Genomic DNA, 17316 nt, shown 5'->3' with positions numbered 1-17316 from the left:
GCATGAGTATTACGCAAGGAAAAGAACGACTGTTACTGCTGTTTTTAGGAGGGCTGACACTGATCAACCTCATTCAGGGCAGTGCGACTCAATTGATATTCGACGAAGCCTACTACTGGTATTTTTCGCAGCACCCGGCCTGGGGATATTTCGATCATCCTCCCATGGTGGCCTTTTTTGCCGCCATCGGCACGACTTTGTTTGACCATGAGCTCGGGGTACGTCTTTTTGCTCCGTTTCTGCTCTCCGGAACCATCTGCCTGTTGTGGAAACTTATAGACGATAAGCGAAAATACGATCATCTCCCGGTCTTTATCCTGTTTACGGCCTCGGTGGCCCTGTTCAATGCCTACGGATTTTTTATGCTGCCCGATACTCCGTTGCTGTTTTTTTCGGCTTTATTCCTGTTTGCCTATAAAAGATTCCTGCAGTATCCCGGTATCCGGTTTGTGCTTCTGCTCGGATTTTCCATGGCAGCCATGATGTACAGTAAGTACCACGCCATTCTCCTGATCGCATTTGTACTGGTGTCCAATCCCAAGATTTTTCTCAGTTACCGCTTCTGGATGGCAACCGTTTTTGCCCTGCTGCTGTACACACCGCATTTGTACTGGTTGTATGAAACCGATTTTGCCTCATTGAAGTATCATCTTTCCGGGAGGGCCAACAGCTATTACCGTATCAAATTTACGCTCGATTATATACTCAATGCTCTGATTGTCTGGGGGTTTTCTTTTCCTCTGATCTATTGGGCCCTCTATAAGTTTACACTTCCGGGGGGTGTGAAAAAAAATGTTTTCGACCGTGCCCTGGTGTTTTCCGCATGGGGTATCCTCGGTTTCTTCCTGTTGTCGTCTTTCAACCGTAAGACACAGGCACAGTGGCCGCTTCTTGCTGTTCTGCCTTTTATTGTGTTTACCTTTCGGTATGCCCTGGATAAAGAAGGATTTCGCAAATGGCTGCGCATTACGAGTATCATTTCTTTGGTGATCCTGTGTATGGTACGGGTCATCGTAGTTGACGAAGATATCTCTCCCATAAAATACGAAAGCCATGGCAACAAGCGGTGGGCGCAGCAACTTTATGAAAAGACCGGCGGGCTTCCCGTAGTCTTCGAAGACTCGTACCGGAATGCCAGCATGTACGGGTTTTACGCCCGGGTACCCGTATACTCCCTGAACAGTGTAAAGCACCGGCAAAACCAGTATGACATCGATAGTTCCGAATATAAGTTTCAACATCGCAGAGTAGCCTATATCACGGGCCGGGAAGATTATGACTCCGTTATAAAAGTTCGTATCGGAAAGGGAAAAGGACATCCATGGCGAGGAAAATTTGTAAAAGATTTCAGGTCGTTCCGCAAGCTGATATGTAAAGTAGATGACCATAAGATAACTCCGGGAAAAGATTCCATAGCCCTTACACTGATAAACCCCTATACGGAGGGTATTGCTTTTGAAGACCTGGAATTTTACGGGTTGGTGCTGAACGAGAAAAGGCGGATACAGGATACGATACGGATGTATCCGGGGAATACCGGAAAGACAAAAGTGCTTACTGCCGGAAGTACGATCCACCTGAATGCTGGGATGGACCGTATAGAGAAACTGGAGGAAGGCGTCCTTTTCAGGGTTTCCATTTCCGAGTTCGGATATCCTTCGGGTTTCCAGGGAGATATTATACCTATTGCGAAGTAAAGCGGAAATAGCCCGCTGAAGCCCCATCACTATGAATATGGAAGTATTATACCGACATACGGACCAATATACCTTAGAAACCATCCTGCTACTGGTGTGTATTGCCCTGATCACCTTTGCCAAGACTACGCACGAAGTAAAGTTTCAGCGTTTTATGGAAACTTTTTTTTCCGACAAATACCTCAAATTGTACGGAAAGGAACAGGAACCCAGTCTGAACAGGTTCAATATTTTGCTTTTTGTGGTCCAAATGATCGTTTTCGGAATTTTTCTGAAGCTTGTTCTCGGCTATCTGGACATCGGTCCGGACCCTATCAACCTTATCCTGATCATTACAGGTCTGGGGCTCTTTGTGCTTTTCAAGTTTTACCTGGAAAAAATTATTGCCACCATATTTGATCTGAATGATTTTCTGGAGCAATACAACTTTCATAAGCTGACCTACAGAAATCTGGTTGCCATAATTTTACTACCTTTTATAGCGCTGCTTATTTACAACCCTATTAATGAGAAGATTGCTTTATTTATAACAACAGGTCTTTTTCTTTTGTTAAATCTCATCGCATGGGGTAGCTTACTTAAAAAGTATCAAAAATTTATCTTTAAGAAGTTGTTTTATTTTATTTTGTATCTTTGCGCTCTGGAAATAGCACCTTATCTTTTGATGGCCCGGGTGGCTTTTTTCAGATAAGGAAATCAAACAAAAGGTTAATATGAAAGTGAAAACAATCTTGGTTTCGCAGCCGGAACCTAAAGTAGAAAATTCACCATATTTACAGCTTGTAGAAAAGCAAAAAGTAAAAATAGACTTCAGGCCTTTTATTCATGTCGAGGGAGTTAGTGCAAAGGAAGTAAGGCAGCAAAAAATAGATTTAGCCAAGTTTACTGCTATTATTCTTACCAGTAGGAACTCTGTTGACCATTTTTTCCGTGTAGCAGAAGAGATGCGCTTTAAGGTGCCGGACACTATGAAATACTTCTGTCAGTCGGAGGCTGTGGCTTACTACCTGCAAAAATATGTGGTTTATCGCAAGCGTAAGATTTATGTGGGAAAACGCACTTTCCAGGATCTTGCCCCGACCATCAAGAAATATAAAGACGAAAAGTTCCTGCTCCCCTCTTCGGATGTACTGAAGCAGGATGTGCCCGATACGCTTGATAAACTCGGTATAGACTGGAAAAGGGCAATTTTCTACAAGACTGTGATCAGTGATCTTTCGGATCTTAGGGATGTGTATTATGACATTCTCGTGTTCTTCAGTCCTTCCGGGATCGAGTCCCTGTTCAAGAATTTTCCGGATTTCAAACAGAATGAGACCAGGATCGCGGTATTCGGTAATACCACGGTAAATGCGGCAAACGATGCGGGTCTCCGCATAGACATACAGGCCCCGACACCGGAAACGCCTTCCATGACCATGGCCCTTGAAAAATACATTCTGGAGGCTAACAAAAGATAAGAAAAACGATATAGAAGTTATATCCTATAAAAAATCCCCGGTTATTATTACCGGGGATTTTTTGTTTAGAAGCATGTTCCGGCTGTTACAGCGGAGCTCCTCCCATGATTTCATCGTTGGCAAAGGCCTCAAACCTGGAGAAGTTGTTTTTAAAAGCTTTGGAGAGGTTTTCTGCCTGTCGGTCATAAGCAGTTACATCCTTCCAGGTGGTTCTCGGATTGAGGACTTCAGAAGGCACTTCCGGACACGACTGCGGTACTTCCAGTCCGAATACGGGGTGTTTTTCAAAATTCACCGTATGTAGCTGTCCATTGAGGGCCGCTCTGATCATGGCCCTGGTGTAACGCAGTTTCATTCTCGTACCGGTGCCGTAAGGCCCCCCGGTCCATCCGGTATTAATCAGCCATACGTGGACTCCGGCAGCTTTCATTTTCGCACTGAGCATCTCGGCATAAGCGGTAGGGTGCAAAGGCATAAAAGGGGCGCCGAAGCATGCGGAGAAAGAAGGAACGGGCTCGTTGATCCCGGCTTCCGTCCCGGCTACTTTAGCCGTATAACCGGAGATGAAATGATATGCCGCCTGGCCGGGTGTAAGCCTGGAAATGGGAGGCAATACGCCAAAGGCATCTGCCGTCAGGAAAAATATATTTCCCGGATTCCACCCGATAGACGGTTCCTGGATGTTCTGGATATGGTTAATCGGGTAGCTTACCCTGGTGTTTTGTGTTATGGAAATATCATCAAAATCGACATGGCCCTGCGCATCGATAATTACATTTTCAAGCAACGCGCCTTTTTTAATGGCCCGGAATATATCCGGTTCGTTCTCCTCGGAGAGATTAATAACTTTGGCGTAGCATCCGCCTTCGAAGTTAAAGACGGAATTTTCGGCGGTCCACCCATGCTCATCATCGCCGATTAATTTTCGTTGCGGATCGGCCGAAAGTGTTGTTTTTCCTGTCCCGGAGAGCCCGAAAAATATAGCGGTACGACCGTCTTTGCCCACATTGGCACTGCAATGCATAGGCAGTGTGTCCTTGAAAACGGGTAGCTCGAAGTTCAGTGCGGAAAAAATTCCCTTTTTGATTTCGCCCGTATATCCCGTACCTCCGATGAGGACGATTTTCCTGGAGAAGTTAAGGATCGCAAAATTGTGTTGGCGGGTCCCGTCTCTTTCGGGGTCTGCATGAAACCCGGGTGCATTGATCACCGTCCATTCCGCATCAAAGTCTTCCAGTTCATCCTGTGTAGGCCGGAGGAACATGTTGTATGCAAAAAGGTTACTCCAGGCATATTCGGTAATAACCCGGATACCTGTCCGGTAATCCGTGTCGGCACATGCATAACAGTCGCGTGCAAAAACCTCTTTACCGGAAAGGTAAGCCGTTACCTTACGGTATAGGCTGTCGAAGCGATCCTCGTCAAAAGGGATATTAATAGCTCCCCACCATACCCGTGCTGTGGTCACAGCATCTTTAACGATAAAACGGTCCTTAGGGGACCTTCCCGTAAATTCACCGGTGTTTACGGCAAGGGCCCCGGAAGAAGTCTCCGTACCCTGACCTTTGTCGATAGTGATCTTGTGCAACTTTTCGGGAGAAAGCTGGTAACGGACCCGGGCGTCTTTAATCCCGTAACCCTCCAACGAAATCGTTTTAGTGTTTAGTGTGTTGTTAATCATTACGAAATAGTTAGTGTGTGTTTTTACAGTACAAAAGTAAAAATTAATCCTAACGAAATCGTTTTCGTGTTATATTTATTTGCTTTTCACCTTTATAAAGTTAAAAAATAATACAACCCATGCCGCGATCAGTAAAGTCCCGCCTATCGGGGTTACTATGCCGATAGTTTTAAAGTCAAAGGCGGTAAGGGCATTGGTGGCCAAACCGTATATCGAACCGGAAAAGAGTACAATTCCGGAGGTGACGAGTGTGTATATGATTTTCTTTGATTTTTCGGATAACATGCCGAGATTCGCAATAACAAGAAGGAACAAGGCATGATACATCTGGTATTTTACCCCGGTCTCGAAAGTGTCCGAAGCCTCTGTTCCGATAGCCGATTTAAGTGCGTGTGCCCCGAAAGCACCGAGGATGATGGCCAAACATCCGAAGCATGTTGCCGTGAGGAGAATTGTTTTCTTCATTGTTATTGGATTAATTGCGTTGTTTGTTGTTTCAATACTTCAATAAAATTTCAGGGCGTACCGAAAGCTGTTATAACCCCGGAAACCAAAGGGGCATTGTCCGGTAATACCCAAACTTAGTACATAATGATTTTTTATAAATGTAACATTTTACTACATTCGTGTTATAAAAATAATATTCTGTCATCTGAACCGATACAAAAATACATCAGAAAAAATTATGGAGCATATATTGATCGTCGGCATTGGAAAATCTACATCGTATCTTATCGATTACCTTTCTAAAGCGTCTGTAGCACGCGGTATGGAGATCACCGTGGGAGATATTGACAAGGATACCCTGGACCAACTGAAAAATTCATATCCGCAGATTGAAGGTGTAGTGCTTGATATTTTCGATGCAGTACAGCGTAAGGAAGCTATCCGCAAGGCTACCCTGGTGATTTCGATGCTTCCGGCGCGGTTGCATATCGAAGTGGCCCGCGATTGTGTCTCCTTGGGTAAACATCTGGTGACGGCGTCTTATGTGAGTGATGAAATGCAGGAACTGGATGCCGAAGTAAAGGAAAAAGGGCTTGTTTTTATGAATGAGATCGGCCTTGATCCGGGAATAGATCACATGAGTGCGATGCAGGTTATAGATCGCGTTCGTGATCGTGGTGGTAAAATGTTGCTTTTCGAGTCGTTTTGCGGAGGACTCGTAGCCCCGGAAAGCGACAATAACCTCTGGAACTACAAATTCACATGGAACCCACGGAACGTAGTGGTTGCGGGGCAGGGGGGTGCGGCAAAATTCATACAGGAAGGCACCTATAAGTATATTCCGTACCAGAAGCTTTTCCGCCGTACCGAATTTCTCGATGTGGAAGGTTATGGAAAGTTCGAAGCCTATGCCAACCGGGATTCGCTGAAATACCGCGAAGCATACGGATTACAGGATGTACTGACGTTGTATCGCGGGACGATGAGAAGAGTTGGGTTTTCCAGGGCCTGGAATATGTTCGTTCAGTTGGGCATGACGGACGACAGTTATATTATGGAGGACTCCGGGGATATGAGCTATCGCGATTTTGTAAATGCATTTCTGCCCTATTCCCCGACCGATTCGGTAGAACTGAAAATGCGGCACTACCTGAAGATCGACCAGGACGATATTATGTGGAACAAACTGGAAGAGCTCGGTCTCTTCAGCAGGGATAGGCGTGTAGCACTGCCTCGTGCCACGCCTGCAAGAATACTACAAAAAATACTCGAGGAAAGCTGGAGTCTCGAAGAAGATGATAAGGACATGATTGTCATGTACCACAAATTCGGTTATGAACTGGAAGGCCGGAAATTCCAGGTCGATTCCAGTATGGTGGTTATAGGCGAAGACCGGAAATTTACAGCCATGGCCAAAACCGTCGGGTTGCCCGTAGCCATGGCTGCTTTACAGATATTAGAGGGAAAGATCAGTACTCCCGGGGTACAGATCCCCATACGTAAAGAAGTTTATCAACCCATTCTTGAAGAACTGGAACGACAGGGCGTGGTGTTTCACGAAAAGGAAGGGCCTTATACCGGGTATAATCCGGATCATGTGGCAGGATAAGCTGTGATTTTTGTTAAAATAAAATTAAAAAACCGTTTTTTGTCTTTAATTTGTTAACGAATGGGGTGTTAGCCCCGTTATTGACTTGCAAAAGTTGTATATTTAATTGCAATTTAATATCGGAGCTATGAAGATTATTAATGAAACGGTTGAAATTGATGGTATAGACAAAGAAATCCTTCGTTCCCTGATGAACGATGCCCGGAAGCCCATTCTCGAAATTGCCCGGCGTATCGGCATCTCCGGAGCGGCAATCCACCAGCGACTCCGTAAGCTGGAGGAATCGGGGCTCATTGCAGGGTCCAAATTTGTTATCAACCCTAAAGTACTCGGATATTCTACCATGGCCTTTGTAGGCATATTTCTCGATAAAGCCATGCGTAATCCGGAAGCCGTAAAACAATTGCAGGAGATCCCCGAAGTCCTGGAGTGTCATTACACCACGGGAAACTGGAGCGTACTCATAAAGATATTGTGTAAGGATAACGAACACCTGATGTACCTGCTGAACCATAAAGTGCAGACCATAGAAGGGGTGTCCCGTACCGAAACGTTTATTTCCCTGAACCAGCAAATCGACAGGCAGATACAGCTGTGATGGTTTTGGAGTGGGTTGGTTGCGTAGTTCGGCGTTCGTAGTCTGGTGGCTTTGTGGTGATTGGTTAATAAGTTATTGCGGAGTGAAATCTCCTATTAACCCAGTGACAGTCCCAGGATATATTCTATCTCCATACGTCTTCGACCCTGTTCAGGGATCAACCTGAAACTAAAAACGACCCGACGGAATTGGGTTTTGATTATTGCACTACTGTCCGGTTAAGGAATTATACATATTTTGCTGTGCTCCAAAAATATTGGACTTAGTGTGATTTCTTTGATCTTTCGATTTGAAAACAGTTACATTTTAATGGTTTAAACCTGTTTTGAAGGAGTAACGGGCAAACTGTTCTTACTCTACTGGCATCATTTATTATCCACGAGCTTAAAAGGAGATATGAAACGTTATGGTGTTCGTTGTGTAAGGACATTGGCGAGTAGTGAATACTTTTACGCGATACGCTTTACTCATATACGCTTTATACCATGAAATAAAAGAGCCAAAAAGCTGTATCCTGTACGATAGGGATAGTTATCTATCTTTATCTGCTGGCAACTATGGTCAGGAAAAAGTTAAAAATAGACCATAGCCATAACTCTTTATTACAGATTTTTGGCCTAAGCCTATTATAGCTACAATTTAATTGTTTGCAGGCGAAATACTAATAACTCAAGATGCTAAACGATTAATTCCGTTCGACTTTTATAGTATAGCCATCATTCAATTTCGAATACAATAGACGTCTCAAATGGCATTTGTGCTGGACAAATAACAGATAAACCATCAGCTTCCTGTTTCCATTTTAGCGGACCCTCGTATCCTAATAATTTTATTTTTTTAATGGTTTTGCCCAAATATTTGGCATTCATACCAAGCGACTTAATTTTCAATTGTGTACCTGGATCTGGAACAGTCATGCAAAAAATGTATAATTTACCATTTTTCCCAATTGTAAAACGAAAGTCTTGATCGTCAAATTTAAACTCAGCATGTTTTTTTCTCAATGCACCACCAGGAAGCATCTTCAATTTTCCGTTTATTATCTCACCTTCACCAGGAATAGTCCAGGCATGACTTCCGTATACTGCTTCCCCGTTTCTTCGCATCCAAATGCCGACTTCTTTTAGCATCTTGATACTACCCTCATCTAAAGAACCATCAGGTAGAATGGATATACAAAGTGCTGCATTGCCATCACGGGCAATAGCTTCAATAATATAACGAATCATCATCCCGGAATCATACGTAAAATCTGGGGCATAAAACCAGTCTCCGACCGGGGCTTCGGCAATCCATGGTTGGTCTGTATTGATTTTTTCTGGAACCCCAAATTCTTCGGTATTTACAGTTCCATTGGTCTTGTGACGGAATTTCACAATACTAAAAGTATTTACTTCACCGCGGCGTTGTAAGGTTCGGTTGTAAAAGTCGGCCATGACCAGTGGCATGGCATTAGCTTTGATACCGGTTCCTGTGCCATTTCCTGTAAAGGGACCTTGCACGGTACCGTCAGTGTAAATAAAGTCCGGGTCATAATGTTCTACTACATCCATCATTCGTAATGCCCATTGCGTGGTATACCATTTGGCATACTCGAGATGATTTGTGAAAATTCCGGCTGGAGGGGGCGACCAATCATGATGAGCGTTCTCTTCTACACCTTTGTATTCGCGGAGGTCAATACCATAAAGTAAGCGAGGATCATAACCTTCCCACCATTTTCCTTTGCCATCGGCAAGAGTAAGATTTCCATCATATGGTACGCCTTTTTTATCCCCTTCTTTATCGCTGCCAAAAGCTGTTTGCCACCACCACCAAGAGTATTCGTGGTGAAAGGTAACACCGAATCGCATTCCTGTAGCTCGGCTCGCCTTTGCCCATTCCTCAATTAGGTCGCGTTTGGGCCCCATATTTACGGAATTCCAAGGCTGATATCGTGAATTCCATAAATCGAATTGATCGTGATGAACTCCCTGAACCATGAGAAAACGGGCACCAGCATCTTGATATATTTTGGTAAGTTTAGCCGGATCAAGTTTCGTGGGATTCCAATCACGTAAAACCTCTTTATAACCAACTTCCGACGGATGCCCATACCTTTTTAGATGATTCTTATAGGCTATTTTATTAGACTTGTAGAGATTACGTGCATACCAATCACCACTCTTTCCGGCAGATTGTGGCCCGAAGTGAACCCATATGCCGAATTTCGCTTCGCGAAGCCAGGCAGGCTCACCAGGATAATTTTCTTCTATGGATTCCCAAGTTGGCTTAAAAGGACCTTCCGCAATAGGAATATCCAACGTTATTTCTGGGAATGATTTCCAATCACCCATTTCAACACTGTTTAAAGGTTTTTTTTCTGGGATGACAGGAAAAGACACTAATAAATTAGCATCACTTGAATGCGTTGGGTTTTGCGACTGACTTATTTGTAAAAAAAGCGTACAAATAAGTATAAGAATGATATTTGGTGTTTTCATAATTTGAATTTTGTATTCGGTAATCTTATCGTGTTTATCATATAAAATAAGCACGAACAACAAAAGTGTAAACATAACACTTTTATATGTGGTATTTTGCTAAAAGATGAACGTAAATTCATTATTTAAAACATTAGTGTCTGCCAAAAATCAACATACGTTCTTTGAAACTCTTATAGTCCTTAGCCTTCAAGACTTTTTTATGGTGTGACGATTGGAATGGTTGTGTATGGGAATATTTTGTAATGCTCAATATTTAAGCCTGAAACTAAAAAACCACGGACTGTAAAACGGTCCAACTCATCGGTTTTAAGTTATTAATGCGAATTAATAGTCCAAAGCATTAAAAAAGAATAGTGAAAACACCGTTTACACTGCAATAGCATACTAAAAATCAGCATCTATATAATAACTCCAATTATTCTAAATCACACACGGTTAGTTAGATCAAGGCATTAGAATGAATACAATGATAGTAATCTATATGTGTAAAATAGCAAGAGAGCCTGCGATTTATTTGACAGCGACATACCAATAACGCCAACCCGGAATTTACCGATCAAGGAGTGATCACCATAGACCTGTTTGCCATACATGAAGAACAGAGATTCAAGAGATGGCCTAACTGTGATTTCACCAGAGGGATCGTACCTATAAAGGTATGTTTTTCACGGGCTGTATCCAGAATAAGACAACCTGTAGAATCACTTCTCAATTGGATTAACGGAAAAAATACAGATTCAAAATGCAAATAAAATAAGGGCTGCTAAAGGACTGATGCCTCTTTTTGCGGTAAGCTCATCGCTTGCTTTTTAAAACCTATTGTCAACCCTTGATCCGCATTAATAATTGGTTAACTCAATAACTGAGTAACTAACAACTACGAACTAAAAAGCGAACCAACCACCAAACGACCCTACAACAGGTATGTTAAATATCGTAAATCAGTTTGTATTTATTCTAAATAATAATTAATTTTGCTTCCTGAATGGAAACGATAGTATTCAAATCCAGATATTACACCGCGTATCAACCCGAAAAGGGACGTTGTTTTTTTGCGGAGATCCAGGGGAAAAGGATAAAAATGACCTTTTGCCAGTTGCTGGCTTTCCGTCAGAAAGTACTTTCCATTGATATTGATGCCCACTTCAATCCGGAAGAGAACCGTCATGGTATAGAGATACTTACGCTTTGTAACAGGGAACATCTGTTCGTGCTCGATACCCTTGAAATCATCGATTTAAAGATGTTTGTTGAAGGTATATTTGCCATGTCCGAATTGCATACCCTGGTTTCGGCATAACCTGCTACAGTTTCTTCCTTATTTATATTTAGTCTTAGACCGGTTACAAATTCCTTGCAAATGAGGCAGTTACGCATTGTTTTCTTATCTTTGTATAAGAAAGTACGAGATATAGTACTGCGAAAATTAAAAAATCAGACCGATGAAAGATTTAGTTAGACAACGATTAAGTATAAATGTAGATGTTATGGACCTGCTCAACGAACAGATCGTTAAGGAGGCACATTCATCATCCGTATATCTGGCCATGGCTTCATGGTGCGACCACAATGCGCTGAACAACAGTGCCGAATTCTTCTATGAGCAATCTAAGGAAGAGCGCGATCACATGATGCGTATTTTCAAGTTTATCAATGATAACGGAGGTATGGCGATCTCTCCGGAAGTTACGGATATTCCTCATGATTTTGATTCTCTCGAAGGGATATTTGAAACCTCGCTGGAGCAGGAAATTGCCATAACCAAGTCTATTCACAACATCGTACTGAAATGTCGTAAAGTGAATGACCTCGCTACGGAGAGTTTCCTGCAGTGGTTTGTAAAAGAGCAGATGGAGGAAGAACAAACAATGCGTAAAGCGCTCGACCTGTTTGACCTGATGGGAACGGACGGGATTGCTTTGAAACTTATTGATGAGCGTATTCCGAAAATCAAGGAATAAGTTTTTTACAACATACCGTTTAATTGAAAAAGGCTGCCGGAAGGCGGCTTTTTTTGTCGGTAGTAGTGTGGATTCAGGACCAGGGTCTCAGTACTTAGGATGCTCGATTTGAGAAAGGTTCCTGGGTATGAGCAATACGGTGAATCATCTAAAAGCCCGTCAGGATTTGATTCCGGGCGGGCTTTTTTGCTATTGCGAAATAATTTATCAGTTCCTGGAGCCCAGTACACGCAGGGCCCAGTAGAGGAGCATAGCCAGAGAGCCTATGGCGGCCACGAGATAGGTTCTTGCCGCCCATTTCAGGGAGTCCGCAGCACCGTCGTATTCCTGGGGGCTCAACATATTTTTAGTTTTCAGCCAGGCCAGGGCACGGTTACTGGCGTCGTATTCTACAGGCAAGGTCACCAGGCTGAATATGGTAGCCAGTGACATCAGGACCAATCCGGCAACAGCGATCAGGAAACCGAAGTTATTGGCGACCCCGAGAATAAGCCCGCCTATGATCAGCCATTGTGACATTCCGGAGGATACACTGACCACGGGAACGAGTTTGGACCGCAGCTGTAACCACTGGTATGCTTTAGCGTGTTGTACGGCATGTCCGCATTCGTGTGCCGCAACGGCAGCAGCAGCAGCATTACGCTGGTTATACACACCCTCGCTGAGGTTGACAGTTTTATTGGACGGGTTATAATGGTCGGTCAGCATGCCGGGAGTGGAGATTACTTTGACGTCATAAATACCGTGATCGGCAAGCATTTTCTCGGCAATTTCAGCACCGCTCATGCCGTTTCTGAGGTGTACTTTGGAATAGTACTTAAACTTACTCTTCAGCTTGTTACTCACCAGCCAGCTGATCAGGGCAATCCCTCCTATAATGATATAATATCCTAACATTCTTTCTGAATTTTTGCGTTATAAAAATACGAAATTTTCCGATTCCGTTACGGTTTACAATGTAGTAAACCAAAGGCAAAAACCCGGCCAAATGTAGCTTGCCGGGTTTGTTGTTAAGAATATTTTAGTATTTACTGCCGTTGCGTGAAGTTTTGGCAGCCTTTCGTTACGCTATGGCGTTCCAGCCAAAGGCCTCGGCTATACCCCGGTAAACGAGGTCTCCGTGAACGATGTTCAGTCCCCTGGCCAGGGCAGGCCGTTGTGCACAGGCCTTTTCCCAGCCTTTTTCCGCCAGTTGCAGGACATAAGGCAGTGTGACGTTGGTCAGGGCTACCGTAGAAGTATAGGGTACGGCACCGGGCATGTTGGCTACGCAGTAGTGTACTACATCGTCGATGATATAGGTAGGGTCTTCGTGGGTGGTAGGCCTGGTCGTTTCTATGCAACCACCCTGGTCTACCGCGACATCGACCAGAACCGTACCGGGGCGCATTTCGCCGAGCATATCTCGCGTGATCAGGCTGGGAGCCTTGGCCCCTGGAATGAGGACTCCGCCAATGATGAGGTCGTGGGTACGGATGTGTTTTCGTATATTGTATTCCCCGGAGAATTCGGTGACGACATGGCTGGGCATGATATCGTTGACATAACGGAGACGCTTCATGTTAATATCGAGAATAGTCACGTGCGCGCCGAGCCCGGCAGCCATTTTAGCAGCCTGTATTCCCACGGTCCCCGCTCCCAGAATCAGGACTTTTCCGGGCGGAACCCCGGGAACCCCGCCGAGCAGTACTCCCCGGCCCTTTATCGGTTTTTCAAGGTATTTAGCGCCTTGTTGTATGGCCATTCTGCCGGCAACCTCAGACATCGGGATGAGGAGAGGCAGACTGCCGTCCGCCTCCTCTACGGTTTCGTACGCGATACAAACAGCCCGGCTTTTCAGCATGGCCAGGGTAAGATCCTCACTCGATGCAAAGTGGAAGTAGGTAAATACAACCTGGCCTTCACGGATCAGCGGGTATTCTTGTGCAATCGGTTCTTTGACCTTGACGATCATCTCGCTGCCGGCGTAAACTTCTTCTATAGAAGAAAGGATCACAGCCCCTGCGGCTATGTAATCGGCATCAAAAAAGCCACTCCCTTCTCCGGCAGTGGCTTGAATGTAAACCTGGTGTCTGTTTTTGACGAGCTCGAAAACCCCTGCGGGCGTCAGGCCCACCCTGTTTTCGTTGTTTTTGATTTCTTTGGGAACCCCTATTTTCATAATGTGTGTGTTTTGTACTTGAAATTTAAGTATTTACAAAAACAAAGGCATAGCAATTCAGACAAAAATAAAGGGTGTTCTTTCCGTATTACGAAAAAAAACACCCCTGGTATTAAAAATATCTAAGGGCCAACAGGCCTGACAGCAAAATGTTACCCTACGATATTGATGATCTTTCCGGGAACGATAATAATTTTTTTAGGAGTTCTTCCCTGCAGTTGTTCCTGTGTTTTTTCGTGGGCCATCACCACTTTTTCCATGTCTTCCTTAGACATGTCCATCGGAAGTTCCAGTTTGAACCGCATTTTACCGTTGAAGGAGACCGGGTACTCCTTGCTGCTTTCCACCAGGTATTTGGCCTCGAATTCGGGGAAAGTCGCAAAAGTTACGGACTCATGATGTCCCAGCTTGTGCCATAATTCCTCGGCAATATGCGGGGCATACGGAGCGATAATGACCACAAGGGGTTCGAGGATCTCCCTGGAATGGCATTGTTGCGCAGATAATTCGTTTACCGCGATCATAAAAGAAGAGACCGAAGTGTTAAAGGAGAAATTCTCAATATCTTCGATGACCTTCTTAATGGTTTTGTGCAGGGTTTTCAGGCTTTCTGCGGAGGCAGGAGCATCGGATACGTAAAAATCACCTCCCTGGCCCCCCTCGAGGGGAGAATGGTATAGCTTCCAGAGTTTTTTCAGGAAACCGTGCACACCGGTGATACCCGCAGTGTTCCAGGGTTTGGCCTGGTCAATAGGGCCGAGGAACATTTCGTACAATCTCAGGGTGTCCGCCCCGTATTGCTCACAGATGTCATCCGGATTGACCACGTTGTACTTGGATTTGGACATTTTTTCCACTTCACGGCCAACGATGTATCTCCCGTCTTCCAGGACAAATTCGGCATCCTTGAATTCCGGCCGCCAGTTTTTAAAGGCGTCCACATCGAGTTCGTCCGAAGCGTTGACAAAAGAAACATCCGCGTGTATGGGTTCCGTTTCCAGCTCTTCTTTTTTATTGGCAGAGACCAGGGTATTTGTACCTTTTACACGATACACAAATGCACTTGTGCCCAGTATCATCCCCTGGTTGATGAGTTTTTTGGCAAATTCGTCTACCGGTACCAGTTTCATATCGTACTGGAATTTCTGCCAGAACCTGGAATAGAGGAGGTGACCGGTAGCGTGTTCGCTTCCGCCGATATACAGATCCACATCTTTCCAGTATTGCAGTGTCTCGGGCGATGCCGTTTCGCTTTGGTTATGCGCGTCCATGTAGCGGTTAAAGTACCAGGAACTTCCGGCCCAGCCCGGCATGGTGTTCAGCTCGAGGGGGAAAACGGTTTTATGATCGATACGTTCATTGCCGACCACTTTGTGATTTTCGATATCCCAGGCCCATGTTTTGGCATTGCCCAATGGGGGCTCACCGGTTTCGGTGGGCAGGTATTTTTCTACTTCCGGCAGGCGTACCGGTAGGTGCTCTTTACCGATCATCTGCGGGAGTCCGTTTACATAATAGACCGGGAAGGGTTCTCCCCAGTATCGTTGACGGCTGAAGACCGCATCGCGTAACCGGTAGTTGATCCGGCCTTTTCCGGCCCCGATGGCTTCGAGTTTCCGGATGGCTTCTTGTGTTGCGTCCTCGTAGGAGAGCCCGCTGAGAAAATCGGAATTGGCGATGACCGTCCCCTGTTTTTCGCTGTGGGCTTTTTCCGAAATATCGGCATACTCAAATATGTTGGGTATGGGAATGCCAAAGTGTTTGGCAAAATCGTAGTCGCGCTGGTCACCGCATGGCACGGCCATAACCGCTCCTGTACCGTAACCTGCCAGAACGTAATCGCCTATCCATACCGGAATGGGCTGTCCGCTGAAAGGGTGTTCGGCATAGGCACCGGTGAATACCCCGGAAATGGTTTTGACGTCCGACATCCGGTCGCGTTCACTGCGTTTTGCTGTAGCTTCTATATAGGCATCTACTTCTTGCTGCTGTTCCGGGGTGGTGATCAGCGAAACGAGGTCGTGTTCGGGGGCGAGGGTCATAAAACTCACTCCGAAAATTGTATCTGGCCTGGTGGTAAAAACGGGAATCTTCGCATCGGAACCTTTAACCTTGAAGGTGACTTCGGCGCCTTCGGAACGACCGATCCAGTTGGTCTGTGCATCTTTGAGGGGCTGTGGCCAGTCCAGGCGGTCCAGTCCGTCCAGCAGGCGTTGGGCATAAGCCGTGATACGCATGCTCCACTGGGTCATCTTTTTGCGGATTACCGGGTGCCCTCCACGTTCGGATACCCCATTGACAATCTCGTCATTAGCCAGTACGGTACCCAGGGCCGGACACCAGTTCACTTCGGTCTCCGCAAGATAGGTAAGTCTGTATTTAAGCAGGATGTGCTGTTGCTCTTCATCAGTAAAAGCATTCCACTCCGCAGCCGTAAAAGATCGCGTGTCGGAATCACAAACAGCGTTAACACCCGTATTTCCGTCTTTTTCAAATTTCAGGATGAGGGTCCGGATATCTTCGGCTTTATCCGTATCATTGTTATACCAGGACCGGAAAAGCCGGGTAAAGATCCATTGTGTCCACTTGTAATAAGCGGGGTCGGAGGTGCGTACCTCCCGACTCCAGTCAAACGAAAAACCGATCTTGTCCAGTTGCTCCCGGTAACGTGCAATATTGGTCTCCGTAGTAATGGCCGGGTGTTGTCCCGTCTGGATGGCATATTGCTCCGCAGGAAGTCCGAACGAGTCATACCCCATGGGATGAAGTACGTTAAAGCCCCGGTGACGTTTGTACCTGGCATAGATATCCGATGCGATGTATCCCAGCGGATGCCCCACGTGCAACCCGGCCCCGGAAGGATAGGGAAACATGTCCAGGACATAATACTTGGGTTTATCCGCCCCTTCTGTGCCGGGGTTTTTGGCTTCGAAAGTTTTGTGTTCTCTCCAGAACTGTTGCCATCTGGCTTCTATGACTTTGTGATCGTATTTCATAGTCGGGAATTACCGTTTTTCGACGTAATTTTTTGTGAATTAAGACAAGTGATGCGCAAAAATACAGTTATTGTACGACACAGGCAATATCTGAAAAAGCCTGTCGGAAGGGAGGGCGGGTTACACGTTCCATGTTGCAGGTCTGGGCACATTGGGCTGTGGCCGAAACGGAGGCGGCTGAGTGTCCCGAACTTCGTTCGGGATGTACCGAAACCCCGGG

The 17316-nt window shown here is 45.3% G+C and carries 13 protein-coding genes; 7 read left to right on the top strand and 6 right to left on the bottom strand.

The genetic code is table 11. The annotated features are described in order from the left end of the window. The first annotated feature begins 2 nt into the window (after positions 1–2). Genes BT112_RS14625 through BT112_RS14615 form a run of 3 tightly spaced genes read left to right on the top strand, consistent with a single transcriptional unit; the run spans position 3 to position 3157 of the window. Entirely contained in the window at positions 3–1697 is a 1695-nt protein-coding gene (locus BT112_RS14625; RefSeq protein ID WP_072318132.1) for a glycosyltransferase family 39 protein, read from the top strand. A gap of 37 nt (positions 1698–1734) precedes the next feature. Then, positions 1735–2388, top strand: a complete 654-nt coding sequence (locus BT112_RS14620) for a DUF4271 domain-containing protein (protein WP_072318188.1) — start codon at positions 1735–1737, stop codon at positions 2386–2388. 22 nt (positions 2389–2410) lie between these two features. Next, entirely contained in the window at positions 2411–3157 is a 747-nt protein-coding gene (locus tag BT112_RS14615; protein ID WP_072318131.1) for a uroporphyrinogen-III synthase, read from the top strand. An 85-nt stretch (positions 3158–3242) separates the two neighbouring features. Here the strand turns inward: BT112_RS14615 and pckA are convergent, their stop codons facing one another. Together pckA and BT112_RS14605 are read right to left on the bottom strand one after the other, a co-directional pair. After that, positions 3243–4838 (bottom strand): phosphoenolpyruvate carboxykinase (ATP), encoded by a 1596-nt coding sequence (gene pckA, locus BT112_RS14610; protein ID WP_072318130.1) that lies wholly within the window; start codon positions 4836–4838, stop codon positions 3243–3245. Positions 4839–4913: 75 nt separating this feature from the next. After that, entirely contained in the window at positions 4914–5303 is a 390-nt protein-coding gene (locus BT112_RS14605) for a DUF423 domain-containing protein (protein ID WP_072318129.1), read from the bottom strand. Between the two features lie 220 nt (positions 5304–5523). On the opposite strand from BT112_RS14605, the gene BT112_RS14600 reads away from it, so the two are divergent. Continuing rightward, a complete protein-coding gene (locus tag BT112_RS14600; RefSeq protein ID WP_072318128.1) occupies positions 5524–6894 on the top strand; it encodes a saccharopine dehydrogenase family protein in 1371 nt (456 codons plus the stop codon). A 127-nt stretch (positions 6895–7021) separates the two neighbouring features. After that, a complete protein-coding gene (locus tag BT112_RS14595; RefSeq protein WP_072318127.1) occupies positions 7022–7492 on the top strand; it encodes an Lrp/AsnC ligand binding domain-containing protein in 471 nt (156 codons plus the stop codon). Between the two features lie 716 nt (positions 7493–8208). On the opposite strand, the gene BT112_RS14590 is transcribed toward BT112_RS14595, so the two are convergent. Continuing rightward, entirely contained in the window at positions 8209–9975 is a 1767-nt protein-coding gene (locus BT112_RS14590; RefSeq protein ID WP_072318187.1) for an alpha-L-fucosidase, read from the bottom strand. Between the two features lie 988 nt (positions 9976–10963). Here BT112_RS14590 and BT112_RS14585 point away from each other — a divergent pair. Continuing rightward, a complete protein-coding gene (locus BT112_RS14585) occupies positions 10964–11278 on the top strand; it encodes a hypothetical protein (RefSeq protein WP_072318126.1) in 315 nt (104 codons plus the stop codon). 142 nt (positions 11279–11420) lie between these two features. After that, positions 11421–11939 (top strand): ferritin, encoded by a 519-nt coding sequence (locus tag BT112_RS14580; protein WP_072318125.1) that lies wholly within the window; start codon positions 11421–11423, stop codon positions 11937–11939. A 207-nt stretch (positions 11940–12146) separates the two neighbouring features. On the opposite strand, the gene BT112_RS14575 is transcribed toward BT112_RS14580, so the two are convergent. The 3 genes from BT112_RS14575 to leuS form a co-directional block, all read right to left on the bottom strand. Then, complete coding sequence (locus tag BT112_RS14575) at positions 12147–12836, bottom strand: zinc metallopeptidase (protein WP_072318124.1); 690 nt, start codon at positions 12834–12836, stop codon at positions 12147–12149. 166 nt (positions 12837–13002) lie between these two features. Then, positions 13003–14100: an alanine dehydrogenase gene (ald, locus tag BT112_RS14570; RefSeq protein ID WP_072318123.1), complete on the bottom strand. Its 1098-nt coding sequence runs from the start codon at positions 14098–14100 to the stop codon at positions 13003–13005. Between the two features lie 152 nt (positions 14101–14252). After that, a complete protein-coding gene (gene leuS, locus BT112_RS14565; RefSeq protein WP_072318122.1) occupies positions 14253–17096 on the bottom strand; it encodes a leucine--tRNA ligase in 2844 nt (947 codons plus the stop codon). Positions 17097–17316 lie beyond the last annotated feature (220 nt).

It is taken from the genome of Sinomicrobium oceani, assembly GCF_900119185.1.
Taxonomy (GTDB): domain Bacteria; phylum Bacteroidota; class Bacteroidia; order Flavobacteriales; family Flavobacteriaceae; genus Sinomicrobium; species Sinomicrobium oceani.
This window is presented reverse-complemented; position numbering and strand designations above follow the sequence as displayed.